22 protein-coding genes are annotated in these 22,775 nt (G+C 45.9%); 14 read left to right on the top strand and 8 right to left on the bottom strand.

The window, feature by feature from the left end; translation table 11 throughout:
* Positions 1 to 212: 212 nt before the first annotated feature.
* Positions 213 to 416, top strand: coding sequence for a hypothetical protein (locus ATL39_RS09470; protein WP_120193097.1), 204 nt, complete (start codon positions 213 to 215; stop codon positions 414 to 416).
* Between the two features lie 7 nt (positions 417 to 423).
* On the opposite strand, the gene ATL39_RS09465 is transcribed toward ATL39_RS09470, so the two are convergent.
* Positions 424 to 1,149 (bottom strand): YwaF family protein, encoded by a 726-nt coding sequence (locus tag ATL39_RS09465; RefSeq protein ID WP_170146890.1) that lies wholly within the window; start codon positions 1,147 to 1,149, stop codon positions 424 to 426.
* A gap of 113 nt (positions 1,150 to 1,262) precedes the next feature.
* Between ATL39_RS09465 and ATL39_RS09460 the strand changes: the two genes are divergently transcribed.
* Together ATL39_RS09460 and ATL39_RS09455 are read left to right on the top strand one after the other, a co-directional pair.
* Positions 1,263 to 1,925, top strand: a complete 663-nt coding sequence (locus tag ATL39_RS09460; protein ID WP_342768770.1) for an SOS response-associated peptidase — start codon at positions 1,263 to 1,265, stop codon at positions 1,923 to 1,925.
* 11 nt (positions 1,926 to 1,936) lie between these two features.
* The gene (locus tag ATL39_RS09455) at positions 1,937 to 2,851 is read left to right on the top strand and encodes an alpha/beta fold hydrolase (protein ID WP_120193094.1); all 915 of its coding nucleotides are present in this window, start codon (positions 1,937 to 1,939) and stop codon (positions 2,849 to 2,851) included.
* Between the two features lie 25 nt (positions 2,852 to 2,876).
* Here the strand turns inward: ATL39_RS09455 and ATL39_RS09450 are convergent, their stop codons facing one another.
* The gene (locus ATL39_RS09450; RefSeq protein WP_120193093.1) at positions 2,877 to 3,734 is read right to left on the bottom strand and encodes a GAF domain-containing protein; all 858 of its coding nucleotides are present in this window, start codon (positions 3,732 to 3,734) and stop codon (positions 2,877 to 2,879) included.
* A gap of 199 nt (positions 3,735 to 3,933) precedes the next feature.
* On the opposite strand from ATL39_RS09450, the gene ATL39_RS09445 reads away from it, so the two are divergent.
* The 5 genes from ATL39_RS09445 (at position 3,934) to ATL39_RS09425 (ending at position 11,752) form a co-directional block, all read left to right on the top strand.
* A complete protein-coding gene (locus tag ATL39_RS09445) occupies positions 3,934 to 4,452 on the top strand; it encodes an Rrf2 family transcriptional regulator (protein WP_245960968.1) in 519 nt (172 codons plus the stop codon).
* Positions 4,453 to 4,454: 2 nt separating this feature from the next.
* Positions 4,455 to 7,421, top strand: a complete 2,967-nt coding sequence (locus ATL39_RS09440; protein WP_245960967.1) for a YhgE/Pip domain-containing protein — start codon at positions 4,455 to 4,457, stop codon at positions 7,419 to 7,421.
* A gap of 123 nt (positions 7,422 to 7,544) precedes the next feature.
* Positions 7,545 to 8,693: an iron-containing alcohol dehydrogenase gene (locus tag ATL39_RS09435; protein ID WP_120193090.1), complete on the top strand. Its 1,149-nt coding sequence runs from the start codon at positions 7,545 to 7,547 to the stop codon at positions 8,691 to 8,693.
* 12 nt (positions 8,694 to 8,705) lie between these two features.
* Positions 8,706 to 10,370 (top strand): ATP-binding protein, encoded by a 1,665-nt coding sequence (locus ATL39_RS09430; protein ID WP_120193089.1) that lies wholly within the window; start codon positions 8,706 to 8,708, stop codon positions 10,368 to 10,370.
* The gene (locus ATL39_RS09425) at positions 10,367 to 11,752 is read left to right on the top strand and encodes a sigma-54-dependent transcriptional regulator (protein WP_120193088.1); all 1,386 of its coding nucleotides are present in this window, start codon (positions 10,367 to 10,369) and stop codon (positions 11,750 to 11,752) included. Before ATL39_RS09430 ends, ATL39_RS09425 begins: the two co-directional genes overlap by 4 nt.
* A gap of 44 nt (positions 11,753 to 11,796) precedes the next feature.
* Here the strand turns inward: ATL39_RS09425 and adhP are convergent, their stop codons facing one another.
* The 3 genes from adhP to ATL39_RS09410 form a co-directional block, all read right to left on the bottom strand.
* A complete protein-coding gene (adhP, locus tag ATL39_RS09420) occupies positions 11,797 to 12,813 on the bottom strand; it encodes an alcohol dehydrogenase AdhP (RefSeq protein WP_120193087.1) in 1,017 nt (338 codons plus the stop codon).
* A 166-nt stretch (positions 12,814 to 12,979) separates the two neighbouring features.
* Positions 12,980 to 13,774 (bottom strand): cytochrome c oxidase assembly protein, encoded by a 795-nt coding sequence (locus tag ATL39_RS09415; protein WP_120193086.1) that lies wholly within the window; start codon positions 13,772 to 13,774, stop codon positions 12,980 to 12,982.
* Positions 13,774 to 14,259, bottom strand: a complete 486-nt coding sequence (locus ATL39_RS09410; RefSeq protein WP_120193167.1) for a DUF2243 domain-containing protein — start codon at positions 14,257 to 14,259, stop codon at positions 13,774 to 13,776. Before ATL39_RS09410 ends, ATL39_RS09415 begins: the two co-directional genes overlap by 1 nt.
* A 424-nt stretch (positions 14,260 to 14,683) precedes the next feature.
* Here ATL39_RS09410 and ATL39_RS09405 point away from each other — a divergent pair, with 424 nt between their 5' ends.
* Together ATL39_RS09405 and ATL39_RS09400 are read left to right on the top strand one after the other, a co-directional pair.
* A complete protein-coding gene (locus tag ATL39_RS09405; protein ID WP_120193085.1) occupies positions 14,684 to 15,001 on the top strand; it encodes a DUF3243 family protein in 318 nt (105 codons plus the stop codon).
* Between the two features lie 155 nt (positions 15,002 to 15,156).
* Positions 15,157 to 16,290, top strand: coding sequence for an alcohol dehydrogenase catalytic domain-containing protein (locus ATL39_RS09400; RefSeq protein WP_120193084.1), 1,134 nt, complete (start codon positions 15,157 to 15,159; stop codon positions 16,288 to 16,290).
* A gap of 60 nt (positions 16,291 to 16,350) precedes the next feature.
* On the opposite strand, the gene ATL39_RS09395 is transcribed toward ATL39_RS09400, so the two are convergent.
* On the bottom strand, positions 16,351 to 16,674 hold the full coding sequence (locus ATL39_RS09395) for a thioredoxin family protein (protein ID WP_120193083.1): 324 nt from the start codon (positions 16,672 to 16,674) through the stop codon (positions 16,351 to 16,353).
* A gap of 226 nt (positions 16,675 to 16,900) precedes the next feature.
* Between ATL39_RS09395 and ATL39_RS09390 the strand changes: the two genes are divergently transcribed.
* The 3 genes from ATL39_RS09390 to ATL39_RS09380 all read left to right on the top strand — a co-directional run bounded on the left by ATL39_RS09390 (position 16,901) and on the right by ATL39_RS09380 (position 18,760).
* Positions 16,901 to 18,253: a copper amine oxidase gene (locus tag ATL39_RS09390; RefSeq protein WP_120193082.1), complete on the top strand. Its 1,353-nt coding sequence runs from the start codon at positions 16,901 to 16,903 to the stop codon at positions 18,251 to 18,253.
* A 70-nt stretch (positions 18,254 to 18,323) separates the two neighbouring features.
* Entirely contained in the window at positions 18,324 to 18,572 is a 249-nt protein-coding gene (locus tag ATL39_RS09385) for a hypothetical protein (protein ID WP_120193081.1), read from the top strand.
* Positions 18,569 to 18,760: a hypothetical protein gene (locus ATL39_RS09380; protein ID WP_120193080.1), complete on the top strand. Its 192-nt coding sequence runs from the start codon at positions 18,569 to 18,571 to the stop codon at positions 18,758 to 18,760. The genes ATL39_RS09385 and ATL39_RS09380 overlap by 4 nt, the downstream gene beginning before the upstream one ends.
* A gap of 38 nt (positions 18,761 to 18,798) precedes the next feature.
* Here ATL39_RS09380 and ATL39_RS09375 read toward each other — a convergent pair whose 3' ends face one another.
* On the bottom strand, positions 18,799 to 19,830 hold the full coding sequence (locus ATL39_RS09375) for an LLM class flavin-dependent oxidoreductase (RefSeq protein ID WP_120193079.1): 1,032 nt from the start codon (positions 19,828 to 19,830) through the stop codon (positions 18,799 to 18,801).
* Positions 19,831 to 19,944: 114 nt separating this feature from the next.
* The gene (gabR, locus tag ATL39_RS09370) at positions 19,945 to 21,357 is read right to left on the bottom strand and encodes a MocR-like transcriptional regulator GabR (RefSeq protein WP_120193078.1); all 1,413 of its coding nucleotides are present in this window, start codon (positions 21,355 to 21,357) and stop codon (positions 19,945 to 19,947) included.
* Positions 21,358 to 21,465: 108 nt separating this feature from the next.
* On the opposite strand from gabR, the gene gabT reads away from it, so the two are divergent.
* On the top strand, positions 21,466 to 22,770 hold the full coding sequence (gene gabT / locus ATL39_RS09365) for a 4-aminobutyrate--2-oxoglutarate transaminase (RefSeq protein ID WP_120193077.1): 1,305 nt from the start codon (positions 21,466 to 21,468) through the stop codon (positions 22,768 to 22,770).
* Positions 22,771 to 22,775 lie beyond the last annotated feature (5 nt).

Raw genomic sequence — 22,775 nt, 5'->3', positions numbered from 1 at the left:
GTGAAAAATGCCGGAGCACATCCGCGTCTATACCGGCACCCCGGATGTTTGAGCCTTGTTATAATAAAAATATTTTCCTATTTATAGAATAAATTGTAAATTAATCTTATCATAAACATATAGGGAAGCTAAAGGTTTCCCCGGCAGGGATATAGATAGAAAAGGCGAAATCTGTATAGAGAAGAATGGTAACGGAGAGGAGAAAGCCGGATATGAATGTGGCTGTTGTATTGATTATTCTTATAGGAATTGCTGCCACGGGAATCACGCTGGGCTTAACAAAAGTAACGGATGAAGAAGATAAAAAGTACGATGCCGGCCAAAGTACTTCTAATATGCTGGTGCTGTATATTATTATTCTGCCTGTACTGGTTATCCTTGTAGGTATTGCCGCCAGCCTGGCAGTTTTTTCCTAATAAGGATCTACTGCCAACGTTTTACAGCGTAGTAGTAAAACAAGTACATCAGAATGAAAAGTCCAACTGCCAGAGGCTGCAGAGCAATAAGATAATAAGGCCATTCCCCGAGCAGATCAAAAGGCGTCGGTGACGGCGGTTTTTCCATTAAATACATATAGTTTCCGCCTGTGAGCGAATTGACGAGAAAGACAAATGCCGCAAGCACATTCATTACGAGCCATACAGCAAAAAGAGAACGAAATGTTACCGGTGCTCTTTCAATAATGAGCTTGTAGAATACCGCTATAATCAAAAGTCCATGGGTCATAAAGAAATGCAGAAAGCGGAGGTGGGGGAAGCCATAATCATCTACATCCGGAAAAATTAATGTTAGAAAAGCACTCGTCATGCCGGCGTAAAAAGCAAAAGCAGTCCAAAAGGAAGGTCGTTTTATAAGAAGCATAGCGACAACAGCCATCCAGGCAAAGCTGCTTAACTTTAATGGAAGGGCAAACCGAATGTTCCAAACGCCCTCTAAAACATACCAGGTATGAAGCCATACTTCGGCCAGCAAAAGAAAAGCGGCAGCTGTCCAGCAAAACGTTTTCTGAAATGCCTGCGAACGCCGCAGCGGCCGTCGCCAAATAAGAAGGCACGCGCAGCTTAAAATAACGACTGCAAACACGAGCAGATGCGCAGGACCAAATGGAACAAATCCCGGTCCATCATGATTAAATTCAGCCCACCACATGAAAAGCCCCCCTTGTATAAGACTCTTTCTTTTCCATAACCTTTTTTGAAAGGCTTTAACCGCTGAACGGTGGATATGCTTTTGAAAAAAAGGGTATAGAAGCAGAAAAAGAGGTGATAGCATTGTGCGGCAGATTTACGTTATATTCTTCAGCCACAGCCATTGAACAGGAAACAGGGGTGGAGATTCCTGACATATCTCCAAATTATAATGTAGCTCCCACCCAGTTTGTGCTGACGATTGCTTCGAATCAGGAGCAGACGAAAGCAGGCTTTTTGAAGTGGGGACTTGTCCCATCCTGGTCCAAAGACCCTTCGGTGGGCCATAAAATGATTAATGCCAGAGCAGAAACAGTAGATGAAAAGCCTTCTTTTAAAAAGCTGCTGGAGAGGAGACGCTGCCTTGTAGTAGCTGACAGCTTTTATGAATGGAAAAAAGAAGGCAAAGAAAAACAGCCGTACCGGATTATGCTGAATGAAGAACAGATTTTTACATTTGCCGGCCTTTGGGACAGATGGGAAGGGGAGGAAGAGACCATTACTTCCTGTACGATTATTACTACAGAAGCAAATGAATTAATGCAGGATCTTCATCACCGCATGCCGGTTATTATTCCAAAAAACCGGAGGGAGGCCTGGCTGCATCCCAACACTTCCAAAACAGAAGTAAAAGCCATGCTGGAGCCTTTTGAGAGTGGGCAGATGACAGCTTATCCCGTCAGCCGGGACGTTAACAGCCCTAAAAATAACACCCCTGAACTATTAGAAAAACATTAAGGAGGCTCCCTATGTCCCAGACGAAAAAATATGCGGCAGAAGAATGGGATCACCAATATGCAGAAGTAAATGGAATTACGGTTCATTATGTACAGGCTGGTACCAATACAGCAAAGCCTGTACTGCTGCTTCATGGATTTCCACAGAGCTGGCTGATTTGGAGAGACCTCATTCCAAAACTTGCCGAAGATCATTATGTGCTGGCTCTGGATCTTCGCGGCTACGGTGATTCGAGCAGGCCGGAAGGAATCGGTGCGTATGATAACGAGCAGATGGCTGCGGACGTCCATGGGCTGGTGCAGCTGCTGGAGCTTGAACATATAGCGATGATCGGCCATGACCGGGGAGCGAGAATCGCAAGAAGGTATGCTTTGGACTATCCGGAAAAACTTGCAGGGGTTGGCCTGATAGACATTCTGCCTCTGGAATATATTTATGATCACCTTACCGCCGGCGAAGCCGCTGAAAAATACTGGCACTGGATATTTCAAGTAGTACCGGACGTGCCGGAAGCTTTAATTGAAGGCAAAGAAGAGGTATATCTGGAATTTTTCTTTAAGCGCTCTCCTCATCTAATGGAGGCTTTTAAAGCGGACGGGGCCTGGGAGGAATACCTTCGAACCTGGCAGAAAAAAGGATCCGTGCAGGCCGCTCTAAACGACTACCGGGCCTCCTATCGGGTGGATCTGCCTAAGTATAGAGATAAACAGCAGAACAAAGAAAGGGTAGAAGTGCCGGTAATGCTGCTCTGGGGCGATTCAGGAAATCTAGCCGGACAGCCGGTAGTGGACATTTGGAAACAAAAAGCAAACTCTATCGTAATGGCTGAAGAAGTAAAAGACTGCGGCCATTACGTGCCGGAAGAACAGCCGGATGTGACGCATAAGCATATTCAGGCATTTACTGCTGATTTGTTTTCAACATAATAAAGCCGGGGCAGCTGCCCCGGCTTTATTTGTGTTCAGAAAGAGTAAACCCTATATACTTTAGAGCGGTTTCCAGACTGTGCACAATCTTGATATTTAACTGCAGCAGCGACACGGCTCCTGCCTGGTTTTGGGCGAAGTCGGGTGAAATACCGGTAAGAATGGCTTCGATCCCCATCAATTTAAGTGATTTAACAAGGTCAATCAAGACTTGGGGGAAAATACCATCCAGTATGATCAAACCGGATAAATCAATAATAAAATAGTTAATGTTATGAGAGGCGCCGTAGTGTAAAACGGACTGGGTGATTTTGTCTGCACGATGCTCATCTACAATACCTTGAATACTAAGGATGGAAATGCCCTTCGTAATAGGGATAATAGGCACGTTTAGAAACCCCATATTAAATTTAGTACGATCGAGTTCAATAATATGTGAAAGAACCTCTGCCATGGCTTCTAAATACTGCACATCTTCCTCGGTAAAATTTTCTTTTTCTTTGTCCATTACACAAAGGGTGCCGAATACATTTCCTTCCAGATCAAAAAGAGTAACTCCCAGAAAGCCTTTCACCTTAAAATCATCCGTAATATTTAGATGTCTCATGACGCTTTCCTCATTCACATTGTTTGTGTAAAAAGAATGAGTATTCTCAGATAAAACCATCTGGCAGTATGAATCAGAATGATCCAATGAGTATCCTTCGGGTACGATAAGGTCTTTTGCGTTATAGGAACTAAGAGCGGTCATTTCTTTATCTCCGCGCAGAGCCACGTAAGCTGTATTTACATTTAACCGTTTACTTATAATGCGAAATATTTTCTGCGAGACAGACTTCAGTGAAGTGAAATCAGAAGAATGCAGATTATATTCATTAGGCATGTGCGGCAACTCCCTTCACTGCTTGTGCCTGATTATAAATTTATCTACCGTCATACGGAGTTGAATATATCACTTTTCAGCTTTTTTTACTATTAAAAAGATTTATGTAAAAAAAAGTTATGTTTGCATTTTTTGTGGACAATTTATATCCATTATGGATATAATACATCTATAATAAAAGGGGATGAATGCCGTGAAAATGAAAATGGGAGTAGAACAAGCCGCCTGCATTCTGGCTATGATTTCTACACAGGAAGAGCATAAATTAGTCAGCAGTGATGTAATCAGTGCCAAGCTGCAGGTGTCGCCTTCCTATTTGAAAAAAATGTTAAGAAAACTGGTAGTGCATCAACTTATTGTTTCTGTACCGGGAAACCAGGGAGGAATAAAATTGACGCGGCCGCCGAATGAAATAACGATATATGATGTGTTCGTAGCAATTGAAGAAAGTGGTCCTTTTATAGAGCTGAACGGGTTGATCCCCCAGGCTTTTCCGGAATCGGAAGTAGCTCCCCAAGGGGAAGCAATGCTTAAAGACATCTTTGCTGAAGCACAGGAAAATTATTTTTCCACCTTAAGGAAAGTAACTGTAGCAGATGTACTTAAAGAAATTATCGGAACGGCTCAGTTTAGAGTGGTTGATTGGAACCAAAAACCGGAAAGACAGGAAATTCAGGCACTGCGCCGGAAGATGCAATTAGGAGACGAGATAGAGTGAACATGATAAAAGCGGAATGGAAACATTTAATGCATAACCGAAAAATGAGGATAGTAGTGTTTGCTGTTATTCTTATACCTCTTATTTATGCCGGCATCTTCTTGAGGGGGGCATGGGACCCATATGGAAATGCAGACCAGCTGCCAGTCGCTGTCGCCAACGAAGACAAGCCGGCCGATTATGAAGGGGAAACCTTGAACATTGGGGACGAAACGATCGCCAACTTAAAAAAAAACGATGAACTGAACTGGACATTTACGAGCGAAAAACAAGCCAGGCAGGGAGTGAAAGACGGTGATTATTACATGGCCGTCGTCATTCCCGGGAACTTCTCGGAACATGCGGCCACCGTTTTTGATGAGCATCCTGAAAAGATGGAACTTGATTACTATACGAACCCCGGTATGAATTATACAGCCGGGCAGATAAGTGAACAGGCTGCCGAAGGGCTGTATGAAGAAATCGCAGACAGCGTAACAGGGGAATATGCACAGGCTATGCTGACCCAGCTCGGTGATATTGAAGAAGGTCTTCAGGATGGTTCCGATGGTGCAGGGGAATTAAAAAAAGGAAATGAAGAGCTGGAAAGTAATTTAGCTGTTTTGTCTGACAGCACTTTGACATTTCGTGATGGACTAGAAGAAGCGGCGGACGGAAGCGGCAATATTGAACGAAACATGAGTAGTGCAGCAGACGGTGCTGAAGAATTAAATGAAGGTGTGCATGCGTATACGAGCAGCGCCGGCGATTTGAATGAGGGTATTCAACAATATGTGCAAGGTGCCGGCAGCCTGGATACCGGAGTACAAAAGTACACAGGAGCAGCCGGAAATTTAAACAGTGGGGTGCAGCAGTACACTGCCGGAGTAAATGAGCTGGACAGAGGAATTCAATCTTTTTCTTCTGGTACACAGGAGCTGGGAAATGGTCTGGAGCAGTACACAAGTGGTACGGAAGAGCTGGAAGCCGGGCTGATTCAGCAGCGGGAAGGAACGCAGGAACTAGCAGCTTATAATGACGAGCTGACTAGCGGAAGCCGGGCGCTGGCGGACGGACTGCAGGAAGCAGCACCCGGAATGCGTGCCTTAAATGAAGAGGTGCAGGCTGCTGCCTCAGAAGCAGAAGCTTTATCAAATATAGATTCTTCTTCTGTAGAAGCAGCTGTAGATGATGTTATGAAAGATATTAGACAGGAAGCCGGGTCCTCCTCCAAAGAAGCAGACCAGCTGACGGAAACGCTGCGTTCAATAGCAGATCAAAAAAACAGCAGCACAGATATAGAAGGAAAAGCAGAAGCGGAAGAAGCGCTTCTGGTGCTTTCCGATGCTGTGGATCGTCTGGAAGCGTCCGATTCATCCTCTTCCGCTCCGGAACAGGTGGCAAGCCTGATAAACAATACATCGGCTGATTTGACTGAAGAACAGGAACAGATACTGCTTCAGGAAGCGGAGAATACAGAAACAAGCCAGTCGTCTCTAAATAAAGATGAAGTAACCGAAGCGGTGCAGCAAATGGCGGCAGCATTGGACGCATTGTCTGCTCCTGAAACATCTGGTGCCGCCGAAGCAGCAGCATCAGGGCTGGAAGCCGCAGAGGCTTTAGAAAGAAGTCAAAATCAAATACTTTCTATGACAGAAAACAGTTCTTTGGTTTCGCAGATTACAACGATTCTGCCGGATATTTCCGGGGACGCCTCTTTTGACAAGGTCACTGCATTAGCTTCCAGTACAGAAGAATTAAGTGAAGGGCTGGATGAATTGTCGGATGGTGCCTCTGTGCTTCAGGGAAGTCTGGAAGATTACACGCAGGGAGTAGAGAAGCTGGACGAGGGGGCGCAGACGCTTGCGGAGGGAGCTGGCAGCCTGACAAGTCAGTCAAATGCTCTTTTAACCGGTGCAGATCAAATAACAGAAGCGTCAGCAGAGCTTGCGGAAGGATCCCGACAGCTTGCCGGCCAATCCGCCGGTTTATCAGAAGGTGCACAGGCGTTTGAAGATAACGGAGAAGGTCTCGCGGAAGGATCAGCGGAGCTTGCAGGAAGCGGAGGAGAGCTTACAGAAGGAGGCCGTGCACTTGCTTCCAGCGGCAGCGATCTAAATAAAGGTGCGGGATCATTAACAGAAGGCCTGCCGCAGCTCCAACAAGCCCTTCAATCGTTAAATACAGGACTTGTTGATTTACAGGACGGATCCGTTGATCTTGCATCCGGCACAGATGAGCTGCAGGAAGGAGCCGGCTCGTTGGTTAATGGAGCAGGGGATCTGTCCGGAGAGCTTGCAGACGGAGCCGGTGATATAAGGGCAGTCGGCACCGGAAATGAAAACAGCGATATGTTTTCCAGTCCGCTTCTTTTAGGAGAGCATGAGTTATCATCTGTGCCAAACTATGGCCATGCGATGGCGCCGTATATGATGGCGGTGGCTTTGTTTCTCGGAAGTGTCATTTTCTGCTTATTGTACCCGGTGAAACAGCCCGAAACATTACCGAGCTCAGGTATTGCATGGTGGTTAAGTAAATTTTCCATCCTGCTGCCGGTATCCATTTTACAGGCAGTAGTAATGGCAGGTGTTGTCTTATGGATGGGAGTTGATGTTCAAAGCACGGGTCTGGTCTTTTTAACTGCGGTAGTATCGGCACTTGCTTTTATGGCAATTGTGCAGTTTTTTGCCGTCGTTTTTGGAAATCCCGGTCGATTTATTGTGTTGATTCTAATGATTCTGCAGCTCGTAGCCGCAGGAGGAACTATGCCGGTAGAACTGCTGAACCATTTCTTCCAGCAGATTAATCCGTTTCTTCCAATGACTTATACAGTTTCTGCATATCGTGAAGCTATATTTCTTGGCGGGTCCATTACAACAGAGCTGCTTATCCTAACAGGAATATTTGTCATTTTTCATACTGCCTCGATTTTCTATTTCACATGGAAAGCAAAGAGATATGAGCCGGAGCCGGTTTCTTCTTCCTCATAGAAAGAGCCTCCTTTTATAGGAGGCTTTTTTGTATGGGTGATTTTAATCGAACAGAATAGAAAACCAGAACCGGTGGTATACTACATATAAAAGCGCATTCATAAAAGCGGATGAGGTGAACCAATGATTACAAAATTCATGGCACCGGAAATCATATTTGGAGATCATGCGATTCATCAAATTGGAGAAAGTTTTCTCCGGCTGGGGGCTCAGCGCATTCTCGTAGTCAGTGATCCGGGCGTAAAGGCTGCCGGGTGGACGGAACAGGCTGTTAACAACTTAAAAGAAACGGGACTTGCTCATACCTTGTATGAAAAAGTGACTACAAATCCAGGTACGGACCAGGTAATAAATGGGGCTGCTTTATACAGAGAAGAAAAATGCGATGCCGTGCTCGGAGTTGGAGGCGGAAGCGCGCTCGATGTAGCAAAAGCAGTGGCCATTATCGTAAGCAACGGAGGGGCCATCGAAGACTATGAAGGAGTGGATCGTATTCACAGCCCTCTGCCGCCGACGATAATGGTACCGACCACTGCCGGATCGGGATCTGAAGTCTCCCAGTTTTCGATTATTATTGATCCTAAACGCAAAAAGAAAATGACGATCGTCTCCAAATCCCTTGTTCCGGATATTGCGATTGTGGATCCTTTTGTATTGATGACGAAGGATCATCTGCTGACAGCAGCTACCGGACTGGATGCGATTTCCCATGCGATTGAAGCATATGTCAGCGTAGCAGCCACACCGCTCACGGATGTACATGCACTGAACGCTCTCAAGCTGGCCGCAGCTAATTTACGGCCTTCTACTGCATCCCACACCAATCTGGAAGCCAAGCGCTCCATGGCTATGGCCAGTATGCAGGCTGGCCTTGCCTTCTCCAATGCGATACTCGGAGCGGTTCACGCCATGTCCCATGCGATAGGGGGACGCTATGAGCTCCCTCATGGAGAAATTAATAGCATTCTGCTTCCCCATGTGATGGAATTTAACCTGATCGCCTCTCCTTCGCGCTTTGCAGAGATAGGGGATATCCTGGGAGCTGCCGGCTCTACAGAAAATGAGATGGAAAAAGGGAGGTTTGGCATTCGGGCCCTGCGTTCACTTGCGGGTGACATCGGTGCTCCCAAAACGTTAAAAGAAGTCGGACTGAACAACCCTGATTTTCACAAAATGGCTGAAACTGCCCTTGAAGATGCGTGCATGGTAACCAATCCGCGGGACGTAACGCTGCAGGATGTAGAAGCCTTGTTTTTAAAAGCCTATGAATGAAGGGGGAGCGCTATGTTTACAGAAAAGGAGATTTTAATCGAAAAGCTGACAGGGGTTAAAGCATCTAAAAAAAGCTACTATACCGATTTGAAAAAAACGATCGGCGAGCTGGAAAAGAAAAATCAAAAGCTGGAAATACTAAATGAGGTCGCAAAAGGATTTCAGCTGACAGGGACGATGGAAAGATCCCTGCAGCATATTTTAGAAACCATCTATGAGCTTTATCCGATTGATCGGGTCAGTATCTCACTAATTGAAGATGAGGTCATGACTCTTCAAAGTATCTATCCGGTCTCCAGCGAGGATAAAGAAGTAGGGATGCATCTGCCGCGCGGACAGTCGATTTACTGGAAAGCAATCAATCAGAGCCTTATTGTTATTCATGAATGGGAACCAGGAGCCTCCTACCGCTTCGTAGAAGAGCAGACCCTTGCCGCCAATAATTTGCATCACGCCTGTGTGATCCCGCTGCGGATGAAAACAGCCGTTATCGGCGTGTTGACTTTTGCTACAGCAGAGCGCATGCCCTATGAGTATTCGGATATCACGTTTTTCCGCCAGCTTTCGGATCATATTGCTGTAATGGTGGAAAATTCCAGGCTGTACGGGGAAGTGTCCGCAGGCAAAAAAGAATGGGAAGAAACGTTTCAGGCAGTGGCAGATCTGCTTTTGCTTGCCGATACCGATCATCGTATTATCCGCTGCAACCAGGCCTCCCACCATTTTTTCGGGCAGCCGCCTGCTAATATAGTTGGTCTTCGCTGTCATGATGTGCTTTTTCCAGAAGATCATTCATTCTGTCCAATAGAAGAAAGTTATCATACGCAGTCGATGAAAAATTATCAAATGAGCCTGAAAAATGGCAGTATGTGCGATATTCAGACGTATCCGGTACGCGGGGAAGCTGGTGAAATGAAAGGCCTGCTTATCTATATTAAAGATATTACAGAAAAAATCAGAACGCAGGCGCAGCTTCAGCATTCCGGGCAGCTGGCGGCGATTGGTGAAATGGCAGCCGGGGTGGCACATGAGTTGAACAGTCCCCTCACCGCCGTAATTGGAAACACCCAGATTTTGAAACGCCAGTTATCGGCGGATGGCAGGCCTCGTGAATTGGCAGAGGCAATTGAAAGAGGCGGGAAAAGGTGTCAGGATATTATCCGGAATTTACTTTCTTTTTCCCGTCCGGAAAAGGAAGAAAGCACGGAATGCTGCCTGAATGAATCTGTAGAAGATGTATTGAGTTTAATCGGTTTTCAGATTGAACGGGAAAATATTCAAATTGAACGGTCTTTTGCTGAGGATCTTCCGTTAGTGGAAGCCAGCCCTCATCAAATCGGCCAGATTATTATCAATGTGCTTCTTAATGCTAAAGATGCCTTATCAGAAAAAGAGGAGCCCAGATATATTACACTGTCGACACATCATACTCCGGACTGCATCAAACTAGTTGTTGAAGATAATGGATGTGGTGTTCCGGCAGATAAAAAAGATTTGATTTTTGATCCGTTTTTTACAACGAAAGAAAAACAAAGCGGAACCGGGCTCGGGCTTTCCGTGAGCAGGGATCTCGCAGAGCGAAATGGAGGCAGTCTGGTTATTGTGGGCAAAAGCGGGATTGGAAGTACGTTCGAGCTCCGGCTTCCAGCAGCGCCAAAGAAGGAGGTCCCGGAGTGAATATCTTAGTAGTGGATGATGACAAAGACATAGGAGATTTCTTTATATACCTGCTTGGCACCCAGCACCACACCATTCATATAGCCCGGAACGGAAAAGAGTTTCATCAGCTTATGCTTTCCTGGGAAAAATTCGATATTGCTTTTATAGATATAAAGCTTCCCGATACAAACGGCCTCCGGCTGCTCAAAGAAATAAGGCTTCAACAGCCGGGATGCCGGTGTATTGTAATGACGGGATACAGCACTATTGAGTCGGCAGTGGAAGCCATTAAGCTGGGCGCGGAGGATTATATCGAAAAGCCATTTGAAAATATAGCGCTTCTTGAAGAAAAAGTAAACCGGAAAGATAACGTTGAATATACAAATGCAGTCGAGCAGGCGGCAAAGAAAAGCGGCATGGTTATCGGGGAAAGTAAAGCAATGCAGGAGCTTCTCCGCCTGGCTTCCCGATTTGCCCCCAAACCGCTGACTATTTTAATTGATGGAGAAACCGGAAGCGGAAAAGAAGTCGTTGCCCGCTTTATTCATGAAGCAGCAGGAGAAAAAGAGAGGCCGTTTCTTGGAGTGAACTTTGGAGCGCTGCCGGAAAATGTTATTGAAAGTGAGCTGTTCGGCCATGAAGCGGGAGCCTTTACAGGGGCACAGAAAATCCGGAAGGGCTTTTTTGAAATGGCCAAAGGCGGTACCCTGCTGCTTGATGAAATAGGTGAAGCCTCTTTGGCGACGCAGGTCAAACTACTGCGGGTGCTGGAATCAAAAGAATTTTTCCGGGTCGGGGGAGAACGTTCTGTTCAAAGCAGTGCCAGAATTATAGCTGCTACTAATCGATCTCTGCATGAATCCGTTGAAACGGGAAAATTCCGTGAAGATCTGCTTTATCGATTGGAAGTTGTCCGTCTGACGGTCCCTCCTTTAAGAGAAAGAAAAGAGGATATCCCTCAATTGGTAGAAGCTATGCTTCAAAAAGAAGAGAATGATATGAAACGGATAAGCAATGAGGCATTGGAAAAGCTGCAAAACTATCTCTGGCCGGGCAATATCCGGGAGCTTGCTAATGTGCTTGCAAGAGCCTGCGCTCATGCAGAAGATCTAATTGGGGCGGAACACATACTGTTTCATGGAAATGGTAAAATCCTGGCTGATGGAGCAGAGGAAAGCGGGCCAATTTCCAATAAGTGGGTAACTGGGCAGAAAAATCAGCTGGAAGAAGAGGACTATTTTTCGCTTGATAAGATGGTAGATGATCTGAGGAGTGCCGAAAAGATAGCTGTGCAGCAGGTAATAGACCACGCCTTAATGATTACTAGAGGAAACAGGCAGAAAGCGGCAGAACGACTTGGGGTCAATACAAGAAAGCTGCGCTACTGGCTTAATGAATAAAAACCTTCAGGATATCCTGAAGGTTTTTATGCATAACGAAGAAATTATTCGTGTATTTTCAAAACAATTCGTCCATTAATATCTCCGTGCTCCATAGAGTCAAATACTTCATTGATGTCGTCGAGGGATCTGGTTTCAATAATCGGCCGGATTTTTCCTTCGGAAGCAAGCGTCAGGCATTCCTGAAGATCTTTTCTCGTTCCTACAATAGAACCGCGAACGTTTACGGCATTTAATACGGTTTCAAAGATAGGGATAGGAAGCTCTCCGACAGGCAGTCCTACAACAACAAGGGTTCCGCCTCTTTTAACAGAGCGGTAGGCTTGTTCAAATGCTTTTGGATTTACGGCGACGCTGATAGCAGCCTGAACTCCGTTGAAACGCTCCATAATAGCTTCCCCCGGATCTTCGTTCATCCCATTGATTACTTCATCAGCGCCAAGCTGTTTGGCAAGTTCTAATTTATCATCGCGTATATCAACAGCGACTACTTTAAGACTCATGGCTTTGGCGTATTGTACGGCTACGTGGCCAAGTCCCCCGATGCCGAAGATAGCCACCCAATCCCCTGGTTTAGCTTCAGATACTTTAAGGGCCTTGTACGTCGTTACGCCGGCGCAGAAAAGAGGAGCTACTTCATCAAAACCCAAATTATCAGGTATTTTTGATACATAGGCAGAAGGTGCTTTGCAGTATTCCGCGTACGCTCCATCAATGGAATAGCCTGCGTTTAACTGATTGTGGCAGAGCGTTTCCCTGCCGGAAAGGCAGAATTCGCATTCTCCGCAGGCTGAATAGAGCCAGGGGATGCCGACGCGATCGCCTACTTTCAATGATTTGACGCCCTCCGCCACTTTTTCAATCGTTCCTACCCCTTCATGACCTGGAATAAGAGGGAGCTTAGGTTTAACGGGCCAGTCACCGTGAGCGGCATGAAGGTCTGTGTGACACACACCGCAGGAGTGTATTTTTACCAGAATATCCCCATAGTCCAGCTCCGGCATTGGAACATCTTTGATCTCAAGCTTTTGGTGAAACTCGTTTACTACTGCTGCTTTCATAAGTGAAACCCTCCTTAAAGAATAGTAGATCTGCCTATAATTATTGCAAGAGCCGTGCCAACGTATAAGCGTGTGAAAATAAGGAGGCTGCACGGGTTTATTAAGAAAAGAGAAATTTATGCATAAAAAAACAGCCGAAATATCGGCTGGAAATACTAAATATTGGTCACCCGCCTGTTGATATCTGCCCTGAATGCAGAGTACGTGGTCTCGCTGCATGATACCAGTGCCGGCAGAGGATAATGATAATGACTAAATCTACAGCATCGCCCCCGTAGTACATCAGCATGCTCCCGGATTGTGCCTGTTCAGCCGGAACGCCGGCCGGGGGATGAGCATAAAGGTATTTGGATAGAATGCCGTGGCCGGCAAGAGCCCCCGTCAGCACCAGAGCCCGGGTGAGATAGCTGACCCGGTGGGGAATAGGGTCTATATAAATAATAGAAGCTGTAAACAAATATCCTGCAAAAAATACATGCAGATGAATAAGTATATGAAGCAGCATATACTCATGCATCAACTGGTAGAGACTGGTTGTGTAGAGAAGCCAGAGTCCTCCTACATTTAAGAGAGCAGGCAGAATAGGATAGGTCAGCACACGTAATAATGGTTTTCTTAAAAAAGCCGATACTTTTCTTGCCCGGGATACAGAAAGAGTACGAAGCAGCAGTGTAATAGGCGCCCCGAGAACGAGCAGCAGCGGTCCGGCCATTCCAAGGAAAAGATGCCCGGTCATATGGGCAGTGAAATCAAAATGAGCCTGCCGGGCAAGCGGACCGATAACAGAAATCAGGCAAAGCGCAAGTCCGGTATTCCATAATAAAAGCCGATGAATAGGCCATGGCTTTCTTTTATGAAAGGAAAGAAAATAAAGGATCCCATATAAAATAAAAAGAAATAAAAAAGGTGCGGCCAACAGCAGCTGCGGCCACCATTCCAGTGCAGCATGATGATTATGCATCAGGACGTTCCTTTCTGCCTGATCGTTTTATTCGTCTGGAAAATAATAATAAGTCCTGCTATAAGAAGAACGACAGCTCCAATGTTCCACGTGAGATCATAAACCAGCAGGTCCACGCCGTAACGGATTTGGTGAAGTCCCATCACTTTGTGCTGTACGAGTCCATCGTAAAGGTTAAAAAGACCGCCGCCTGCAAGAAGACCGCCGATCCAGCGTTTTATCCACCAGGCCCCGCGTCTGCGCAGGTCAGCGACCATGAAAAGAGATCCAACTGTAGCCAGCCAGCTGAAAGCGTGAAAGATACCATCAGAAACCAATCCAGCGTCCGAAGTGGAAAGGTCATAAAAATGGTGCCAGTGAAGAAGCTGGTGAAAAACCATCTCATCTATAAAAGCTACCAGACCAAGCCCAAAAAGAAATCCAGACAGCAGATTTCTTCCAGCATACTCTACTGTTCTGTCTTTTATGGATGAAGAAATCGACATTTTTGTATCCACGGGTAAGTTCCTCCTTTTCGCTTGTAAGTAAATAATAAACCCTTTCCTTTAATGAATACTCCTAAACAATAAAGTGAAAAGAAAGCTGTTTTCTTTTTAATAATGTTTCAAAGTCGAAATAGGGGGAAAACAGGATAACAGAGGACAAGTACACAACACTCATCCTTATTGCATGTCATTATAGAATACCAACATAAAAAAATATGAGGCATATAAATCACCGGACAATAGAGCCGCGTGTAAAGCCGGAAAGAAGACGACTTACCTTCTTTCCGGCTTTTTTTACCCTCCGTTTTTCACAAAGCAGTGTACATACAGGAGGTGATAAAAAAAGAACAGCCGAAACAAAGCGTACAAGAGCTCATAGACACTGAATACTATATATTTATCATTTTAGAGGAGGAATTTTATTATGACAGATCCAAAACAGCACGCAGACGATCAGCTTGAGAAAACATCAGAAGAAAAAAAGCAGGATATTCTGGAAAGCTATCAGGGATTTCAGGATTACTTGAAAAAGCAGATCCACAAAGGAGAAAAAGTCGGCCTGAACGAAGAGCAGCTGGCTAAAGGCGCAGAACGTGTCGCAGAACACCTTAACAAAAAAGATGATCCTAAAAACCCTGAAGAAAAGCTTCTTCATGAAATGTGGAACGTAGCGGATGATGAAGAGAAGCGTCCTCTTGCCCGTGTGCTGGTAAGACTTGCTAAAGAAGAAGGAAACGCGTAATCAAATGATGATGCATTGGCCATGCATTAAAAAATAGAGCCTTTTCTTCTGCAGAGGGAGAGGAAAGGGACTATTTATACATACTATCTTTCAGCAGAAAAAAAGCACCAGCCGTCTAGTATGCGGTTGTATAAAAAACCAAAAGGAGAGATTCGATGAAAGCTGTAACGATACAAGGAAAAGAGCATATGGAAGTAAAAGAAGTAGAAGCTCCAAAAATTCAAAAAAATGATGATATGATTGTAAAAATTACGGCATCCGGCATCTGTGGATCAGACCTCCATCTATATAAAGGCGGTATTCCAGCACCCAAAGACTATATTATCGGCCACGAGCCGATGGGTATTGTAGAAGAGGTCGGACCGGACGTGAAAACCCTGAAAAAAGGAGATCGGGTCGTTATCCCTTTTAATATAGGGTGCGGTGAATGTCATTATTGTACACATGATATGGAAAGCCAGTGTGATAATTCGAATCCTCACCAGGAAATGGGCGGGCTGTTCGGCTTCTCCGAAGATTTCGGCAGTTTCCCCGGCGGCCAGGCAGAGTATCTAAGGGTGCCCTATGCGGATTTCACCTCATTCAAAGTGCCGGAAAACAGCGAATTGAGTGATGAAAGTGTATTGTTTTTGTCTGACGTCATTCCTACTGCCTTTTGGAGTGTGGAAAACAGCGGCGTAAAATACGGTGATACGGTCATCGTTCTCGGCTGCGGTCCAATCGGCTTGATGACACAGAAATTTGCCTGGTTAAAAGGTGCCGCAAGAGTCATCGCTGTCGACCAGGTACCGCACCGTCTGGAGCATGCTAAGCGTACAAACCATGTTGAAACGTATAATTTCAGCGAAATGGATAATATCGGACAGCTTCTTCATGAAGATACAAAAGGCGGCGCTGATGTCGTGATCGACTGTGTCGGCATGGATGGCACCGTTCAGCCTAATGAAACGTTCGGCTCAGAAGGGGACAATCAATTTGGTACCATCAGTCCAATCATTACAGCATCGCAGGCTGTAAAGAAATTCGGTGTTGTACAATTAACCGGTGTGTATGGTACAGAAGCAAATAACTTTCCAATCGGTGACTTTTTTACCCGCAACGTCGCACTGACGATGGGACAGGCACCTGTTATCCATATGATGCCAAGTCTCTATAAAATGGTGGAAAATAAGCTGATTGACCCAACCGACATCATTACACATCCAATGCCTCTCTCGGAAGCAGTGGAAGCCTACCGGATTTTTGATAAAAAAGAAGATGGCAATATCAAAGTTATTCTAAAACCATAAAACAACAGCAAAAAAGCTCCGGATAAAAGGCAGAAGCCTTTTATCCGGAGCTTTTTAACGTTAATCAAAGTATTTCGAAAGAAATTCCTCTGCGTCTTCAGGTGATTTTAAATCTGCACTGTGCAGGTGGGCCGTTTTTTTGCCATCCTTGAATACGAGAAGACTTGGAATGCCCCGCACCTCATATTCCTCGCCAATGTCAGAAAGCTTATCGCGATCGACCTCATAAATAGGCAGGTTTGAAAATTTTTCTTCCACTACAGGGAAGAATGCTTCAAAACGTCTGCAGTCCGGACACCAGTCTGTAGAAAAATGAATCACTACCGGTTCGCTGGCCGAAATTGTTTCCTGAAAGGATTGTTTGTCTGTAATAGCTTCGTGCATGATAACGCCCCCTCTTAAAGAAGTTTCTCCCAGTTTAGCATAAACAGTGGTGTTTTTCTCTTAAATAAAACCTTTCTTTCAAACAGGATACAAAACGATACTTCCGGCATGGAATGAAGTGCCCCGGAAAAAAAGATTTACAAAGAAAGTGATCCAAATGAAATCTGCCTGCGTTAACCCTGATAAGAAAACAGCATAAAAAAAATTAACCAGGAGATGATTGAAGATGAAATTGAAAAGAACTCTAGCAGGCGCAATGAGCGTAACTTTTTTACTACCTACCGCAGCAATGGCGGCTGACCATGAAGAAACGGAAATGGAGCCGGCAATGGAAACCTCCCCGGCATCTGATTTAAGATCCGACCTGGATTACTTGCTGTCGGAGCATTTCGTACTTGCTGTTGAAACCATGCAGAAGACATATGACGAAGCGCCGGATGCACAGGAGACAGAAGACGCTTTATACCAAAATTCAAAAGATATGCTGCCGGCAATTGAATCCGTTTATGGAGAAGAAGGAGCGGCAGAATTTGACCGCATTTTCACGGAGCATAATGACTATACCGATGACATTGTAGAGGCAGCTAAATCGGGAGATGAAGAAGCTCGTGCCGATGCAGAGGAAGAAGTAGAAGAATTTGTTGTAGAGTTCTCTACATTCCTGGCAGGTGCAACAGAAGATAACCTTCCGCAGGAAGCAGCTGAAGAAGCTATTCGTGCCCATGAAATGGACGTTCTAAGCACATTTGACAGCTACGTAGAAGGCGACTATGAAGCAGCCTACACAAGCTACAGAGAAGGATTCTCCAGAATGTTTGATATCAGCAAAGCGTTGTCAGGCGCGATTGTAACGCAGATGCCGGAAGAGTTTAACAACACTTCTGTCGATACGCCAGCCGCAGACCTTCGTTCCGATTTAAATAAATTAACGGCTGAACACTTTGCTCTTGCCACCTACGGTATGGAAAAAGGAGTAAACCAGGCAGATGATTATGACTTTGTAACATGGGCAGAAGACCAGAATACCGCAGATTTCACCGCAGCTATATCCTCTATTTACGGTGAAGAAGCAGGCGGCCAGTTTGCAGAACTATGGCAGCCCGATCACATTGACGCGCAGGGACAGCTCGTAGCAGCTGAACTGGAAGGCGACGAAGAAGCCCGCACAATGGCGCTTGATCACATTGATATGTTCACTCAGGACTTTGGGGCTTTCCTTGGCGCAGCAACAGAGGGAAATCTTCCAACAGAAGCTGCACAGGAAGCACTTCGTACACATGAAGCGCAGGTACTGAGCACGTTTGACAATTACAATGCAGAAGACTATGAAGCGTCTACGGCTGATTTCCGTGAAGGCTACCAGTTCATGTTCGGCGTAGGGGAAGCACTTGGCGGTGCCATCTCTGCTCAGAACCCGGACCAGTTCGGCGGCGATGAGAACATGATGCCGGAAGAAATGCCGCAGACAGGCATGGGCGGAACAAGCAATGATGGCTGGATGACAGCACTATGGGCAAGTGTAACGGCCCTTGTGGGTGGCGCAGCTGCACTATTCATCCGTAAAAAGAAAAACGCATAATAAAAAAAGGAAGCAGAGGCCATCTCTTCTTCCTTTTCTTTACAATAAGACAAGCGGGAGGCAGCATATCATGAAAATGTATTCAGAGCAGACACTGGCCGCGTACTACTATATTTTAGATGAAGAACTGACAAAAAAGGCGAAACGCACACTTGGAGCCGCACCTGATTTTTTCGTATATACGCAGTGGGATCACCAGGGAAGGGTATCATCGATTGGTGTAGACAGCCGGAGTACAAATGAAGTGATCGTGCAGAAGATAAAAGAGCAGCAGGCCTCCCTGCGTCAACAAAAAAGAGAAAGGAGCATACCTTCATGATTCGTTTTCATTTTAATGATGGAAAAATATACGAAACAGCACAGGTGAATGGAACATACGATGAGCTGTTTGCTTTACTGAGTAAAGGAAAAAAACTGAATGCTCCCTTTGAAGAGATAGATATAGAGGGCCGCAGGCTGGATAAGACAGTCAATGATATTGAAAAAGTAGAAATTACGTTAGCGTAATAAAGAAAAACCGGAGAGCATGAGCTCTCCGGTTTTTTTTAGTTGGACTGGGATGCTGAAATTGGATGGTTTTTGGCTTCGGCAATGAGTTCAAATGAACGGAGCCTGTCTTCATGATGATAGGCTTCGCTGTTAATCATCAGCTCCTGGACGCCGGTTCGTTTCACAAACTCGTCCATTTTAGCAGCCACGGTTTCTTTGTCGCCAACGAATGTATTTTTCAGCATATCGTTAACAGCCATTTTTTCCCGTTCGCTCCATACCTCATTTATATCATCTACAGGCGGCTGAGTGCGTCCGGGGGTGTTACGGATCAGGCTGAGAAATTTTAAATAAAGAGAAGAAGCTACGTGCTCCGCTTTTTCATTTGTATCTGCAGCAATAACATTGACGCCGACCATTGCGTAAGGCTTATCCAGTACTTTGGATGGTGTGAAAACCCGATGGTAAACAGATAGGGCATCCATCATGCTGGCCGGTGCGAAATGTCCGGCAAAAGCAAATGGGAGACCCAGCTGACCGGCAAGTTGTGCGCTGAATGTGCTTGATCCAAGCAGCCAGACGGGGATATCAAGCCCCTCTCCGGGAATGGCTCGGACGCGGCGGGAAAATTCATCATACGGCTCAAAATAGCTGCGCAGTTCTTCAAGAAGCGCCGGAAAGTTATCGCTGCTGTTCACGTTACGGCGGAGCGCCATCGCTGTCAGCTGGTCTGAGCCCGGGGCGCGGCCAAGGCCGAGGTCAATGCGGTCCGGGTAAAGAGTTTCCAATGTACCAAACTGCTCGGCAATAGCAAGCGGCGCGTGGTTTGGAAGCATAATGCCTCCGGATCCGACGCGGAGAGTGCTTGTGCCTCCGGCAATATAGCCCATAAGAACGGAAGTTGCTGAGCTCGCAATGCCGTCGATGTTATGGTGTTCTGCCAGCCACATCCGGTTATATCCCCACTTTTCGGCGTGCTGAGCGAGGTCAAGGCTGTTGTGCATTGACTCTGCTATCGTTTGATTCTGGTTTACTGGAGATAAATTTAATATAGAAAATGGTATGTCTTTCAATGGAGTATGATCCATGCTAATCGTCCTTTCTTTTTAAGGAATTGTTTCAGAAACATCTCTGTCATCTGTTCATTTTTCTATTGTATGGGATTCGGCAGACAGAAACAAATTTCTGAACTCGAAATACTTTCAGGCCTTGTCAAAGCAGCAATGATGCAGAAGAGACACAGCGGAGGCTATGTCCTGCGAACGGAGCCGGGCAAATCCGATAATAATAACGGGCCGGCCTTCTGCAGGCGTCGTTTCTTTCAGCCAAAACCGGTCCATACCGTACAGCTCAAGGCGGTGCTCTTTCGCTTTTTCTAAAATAGCACCGGTCGGACGGGGTGTATTGATCTCCATTAAAAAATGCAGGCCGGCTTTTTCTCCGGTAATCGATATAGACGAGCCGAATTTGTCATGGAGCGCTTCAATTAGTTCGGCCCGTATCGTTTTATAGTGTTTGCTCATACGCTTAATGTGTTTCTGGTACTCGCCGCTTTTAATAAAAACGTAAAGAGCCAGCTGAATCAGCGAGGAAGACGTCTGCATTAAATGAGAAGCGTGATGTTTATATACGGCGAGCAGAGCAGGAGGAAGTACCATATAGCTGAGCCGAAGGCCGGGGAGCAGCGATTTGGAAAAGGTACCGACATAAATGACCCGTTTCAAATCATCCAGACTGTGAAGGGCTGGTATCGGATCGCCTTCGTATTTGAATTCCGCATCATAATCATCCTCCACGATATAACGGCCTTCCTCTTTGTAGCTCCAGTTTAAAAGCTGAATGCGCCTGGAAACCGGCATAATGAGGCCCGTGGGCATTTGGTGGGACGGAGTAACGACAGCGATGGAAGCGCCGGATTCTTCCAGCTCCTGCGGACTCATTCCTTTATAGTCAACGGTAATAGGCAGCACCGGTCGGCCGGATGCGTGGAGCTGCTGGTAAATCCGCTGATAGCCGGGATGTTCTACGGCAAATAAAGCATGTTTATCACAGATCATCGCAAGAAGATCGAACAGCCACTGCGTGCTTGCACCGAGTACAATCTGCTCAGGTCGGCAGCGTACGCCCCTGGTGCGTCCGATAGTTCTTGCAATTTCTTCGCGCAGCAGCCACTGGCCCTGTGGATGTTCCAGGTTATCCAGACTGGCTGCGTAGTGGCGGAGTGCCTGCTGTTCACAGTGCTGCCAGGCACGGAATGGAAATAATGAAGCATCTGCATTCATATGCGAAAAGGAAAATAGATAAGCGGGACTTCTTTTTTCGATTAATTCTTCCGGGAAAATCTCCTCTTCCGGAACGGCAATAAACGCATCCAGCGCCTCTACAAAATACCCGCGTCTCTCTTTCGTATAAACATATCCTTCGGCAATCAGCTGCTGATAGGCTGATATGACACTGTTCATGCTGACGTGCAGATAGTCAGCGAGCTCTCTTTTGGAAGGCAGCTGATCGTGTTCGGCCAGTATACCTTCCAAAATCTGCTGTTTAAGGGCCTGGTAAATCTGTTTATATAAAGGTCCGCTGTTTACAGAGCGTGTGAGCTGAATGGATAACATAAGAAATTCCCCTTTAACTGGTACCATTATTATTTTAAAACTGGTTCTATTAAGCATACCAAATAAATCATACAATTGTGAAAATACTTAATACAGGGAGTGAAAAGAATGACAAACGTACAATCAGAAACATGGCAGGAAAAAAGAGATCGATATGTTCCAAAAGGCGTTGGAAATGGGAACAGAGCAATGGCTGTATCCGGAAGAGGTGCCATTCTCACAGATGCAAATGGAACCGACTATATCGATTTCGCCGGAGCTATAGGTACAATGAACGTCGGCCATTCGCATCCGAAAGTAGTCGAAGCTGCCGTAGCCCAGGTGGAAAAGGTAACGCATCCTGGATTTAACGTGATGATGTATGGCAGCTATATTGAAGTGGCTGAAGCGCTTTGCCACATTACTCCGGGGGATTTCGATAAAAAAGCGATTTTATTAAACAGCGGAGCGGAAGCGGTAGAAAACGCGGTTAAAATTGCCCGCAAAGCAACTGGACGACAGGCTGTTGTTACATTTACAAGAGGTTTCCACGGCCGTACAAATATGACGATGGCAATGACCAGCAAAGTAAAGCCGTACAAGCTTGGTTTTGGTCCGTTTGCCTCTGAAGTCTATCATGCACCTTATCCTTACATGTTTAGAAAGCCGGAGGGCGTGACAGAGGAAGCTTATATTCAGTGGAGCAAAGATGAATTTGATTTATTCTTCAAGACCCAGGCTGCGCCGGAAAGTATTGCCTGCGTGGTAATGGAGCCGGTTCAGGGAGAAGGCGGGTTTATTATTCCTCCGAAAGCATTTGTCCAGCATGTTGCAGATCGGTGCAAGGAACATGGCATCTTGTTTATTTCTGATGAAATTCAGGCCGGTTTTGCCCGGACGGGAGAATGGTTTGGTATTGAGCACTTTGACGTCGTACCGGATTTGATTACCGTATCCAAGTCGCTTGCTGCGGGCTTCCCGTTAAGCGCAGTAGTCGGACGCAGCGAAGTAATGGACGCAGCGGCGCCTGGAGAGCTTGGAGGCACTTACTGCGGGAACCCGGTAGCCTGCAAAGCAGCACTTGCGGTTATAGACATTATTAAGGAAGAAAAACTTAACGAACGTGCCGAAAAAATCGGGGCGGATGTGGAAAAAACAGTGGAAAAGTGGGCGGAAGAATTTCATTTTGTCCGGGGATTCCGGCGCCTTGGAGCAATGGCTGCTTTTGAAATCGTAAAAGAGGATGGTATAACACCTGATCCGGAACGAACTTCTTCTATTGTAAAGGGAGCAAATGCTTCCGGTCTTCTGCTTTTATCGGCAGGTGTCTATGGAAACGTGATCCGTTTTCTTGCGCCAATCGTTATTACGGATGATCAGCTTGAAAAGGGACTGGAGCTGCTGTACGATCAGTTGGCTGAGTCAATTAAATAGGAGGA

Source organism: Sinobaca qinghaiensis (assembly GCF_003610495.1).
Lineage (GTDB): Bacteria > Bacillota > Bacilli > Bacillales > Marinococcaceae > Sinobaca > Sinobaca qinghaiensis.
The sequence above is the reverse complement of the archived record's forward strand: the minus strand, read 5'-3'. Positions and strand labels throughout refer to the sequence as shown.